The sequence below is a fragment of the Pseudoxanthomonas sp. LjRoot204_2 genome, assembly GCF_056175765.1.
The window spans coordinates 1-2030 of record NZ_JBGFFG010000530.1; the positions used below are offsets into that span (position 1 = coordinate 1).

A 2030-nucleotide genomic window follows, 5' to 3' on the forward strand; every position below is an offset into this window, starting at 1 on the left:
GCTGGCGTACAATGCGCGGCTTCATGGCACCCGCCATCCCTCGCGGCACAGCATAGGCTTACATGTCGAAAGACGATTCCATTGAATTCGAGGGCACCGTCGCCGAGACGCTGCCCAACACCATGTTCCGGGTCAAGCTGGAGAACGGGCACGAAATCATTGCCCACATCTCCGGCCGCATGCGCAAGAACTACATCCGCATCCTGACCGGCGACAAGGTGAAGGTCGAAATGACCCCGTACGATCTCACCAAGGGTCGTATCACTTATCGCATGAAGTAAATCGCATAAGTGATTGATTGAAAAGCGGCCTCAGGCCGCTTTTCTCGTTCTGGACGTCAGTATGTTCCCATGACGAAGGGCACGGGGTCGGTCGTCATGGCGACTTCAGGCAGATTCCCCCGCGGCCCGGCGGCCTCAGCATGCCTGGCGCCCGCTCCGGGCGCTGACCACAAGAGAGCCGCCATGAACTCCCGTCGCCCCCTCCCCCTGCTGGCCGCACTGGCCGTCGCGATCGCCCCCTTTGCCGCCCTTGCCGCTTCCGCCGGCGAGGCCATCACCGACTGCGTGGACCTGGGCAGCGATCAGGAAATCGTGCGCGCGGGCGGAGGTCAGCAGTTCTTCCTGCGCAATGGCGACGATCACTACCGCGTCTCGTTCCAGCGCACCTGCGACTCGATCACGATGACCTCGCGCGTGGAGATCAGCACCGACGGCCAGCCCAATCGCCTTTGCGGCGCCGGCACGCGCGTGAAGACCACGCGCGACACGTGCCGGGTCGGCGCCGTTGAAGCCGTGACGGCAGAGGAATTCGCCACGCGCAAGAAGCGCGCCTCGCGCTGACGCGGCCGATGAGAACGGAAAAGGCGGCCGCATGGCCGCCTTTTCGTTGCGCCGGTGGGCTTCTGCTTACGACACCGTGGCCGGCAGCAAGCGCTCCGGCTCCGCCTGCGCATCCACTACCAGGTCGCCGTCGCGCACGTCGATGCTGACGCGGCCACCATCCACCAGCTTGCCGAACAGCAGTTCGTCCGCCAGGGGCCGCTTCACCTTGTCCTGGATCAGGCGCGACATGGGTCGCGCACCCATCAGCGGATCGAAGCCGTGCTGGGCCAGCCAGTCGCGGGCCGCGGGCGTGGCCGACAGGCTGACGTGCTTTTCCTGCAGCAGCATCTCCAGCTCGATGATGAACTTGTCCACCACGCGCAGGATGTGGTCGAAACCCAGGCCCTGGAACTGCACGATGGCGTCCAGGCGGTTGCGGAACTCCGGCGTGAAGCTGCGGCGGATCACTTCCATCGCATCGGTGGAGTGGTCCTGCTGCATGAAGCCGATCGTCCGGCGCGAGGCCTGCGCAGCCCCCGCGTTGGTCGTCATCACCAGGATGACGTTCTTGAAGTTCGCCTCCCGGCCGTTGGTATCCGTCAGCACGCCGCGGTCCATGACCTGCAGCAGGATGTTGAAGATGTCGGGATGGGCTTTCTCCACCTCGTCCAGCAGCAGCACGCAGTGCGGGGTCTTGACGATCTTCTCGGTGAGCAAGCCACCCTGGTCGAAGCCCACATAACCCGGAGGCGCGCCGATCAGGCGGCTGACCGAATGCGGTTCCATGTACTCGGACATGTCGAAGCGGACCAGCTCGATGCCCAGCTGAAGGGCGAGCTGCTTGGTCACTTCGGTCTTGCCCACGCCGGTGGGGCCGGCGAACAGGAAGTTGCCGATCGGCTTTTCCGGGTTCGCCAGGCCGCTGCGCGCAAGCTTGATGGACGATGCCAGGGTCTCGATGGCGGGATCCTGCCCGAAGATCACCATCTTCAGGTTGCGCTCCAGGTGCTGCAGCACGTCCTTGTCGGACGAAGACACCTGCTTGGCCGGGATCCGCGCCATCTTGGCGACGATCGTTTCGATCTCCTCGACGTCGATCAGCTCCTTGCGCGTCTCCATGGGCAACAGGCGCTGGCGTGCGCCGGCCTCGTCGATGACGTCGATGGCCTTGTCGGGCAGCAGGCGGTCGCCGATGTGCTTCACCGA

3 protein-coding genes are annotated in these 2030 nt (G+C 64.6%); 2 read left to right on the forward strand and 1 reads right to left on the reverse strand.

Features of this window, described 5'->3' with window-relative positions; genetic code table 11:
* The first annotated feature begins 62 nt into the window (after nucleotides 1–62).
* Both infA and AC04L7_RS17510 read left to right on the forward strand, forming a co-directional pair.
* Nucleotides 63–281: a translation initiation factor IF-1 gene (gene infA, locus AC04L7_RS17505; RefSeq protein ID WP_055943174.1), complete on the forward strand. Its 219-nt coding sequence runs from the start codon at nucleotides 63–65 to the stop codon at nucleotides 279–281.
* 183 nt (nucleotides 282–464) lie between these two features.
* Nucleotides 465–842, forward strand: a complete 378-nt coding sequence (locus AC04L7_RS17510) for a hypothetical protein (RefSeq protein ID WP_296281781.1) — start codon at nucleotides 465–467, stop codon at nucleotides 840–842.
* Nucleotides 843–908: 66 nt separating this feature from the next.
* Here AC04L7_RS17510 and AC04L7_RS17515 read toward each other — a convergent pair.
* Nucleotides 909–2030: AAA family ATPase (locus AC04L7_RS17515; RefSeq protein WP_475513545.1), on the reverse strand; the 1122-nt coding region annotated here is incomplete at its 5' end.

What these genes read in the sequence shown, in the direction of transcription:
- infA (WP_055943174.1), top strand. Translation starts at nt 63, where the DNA reads ATGTCGAAAGACGATTCCATTGAATTCGAGGGCACCGTCGCCGAGACG.
- AC04L7_RS17510 (WP_296281781.1), top strand. Translation starts at nt 465, where the DNA reads ATGAACTCCCGTCGCCCCCTCCCCCTGCTGGCCGCACTGGCCGTCGCG.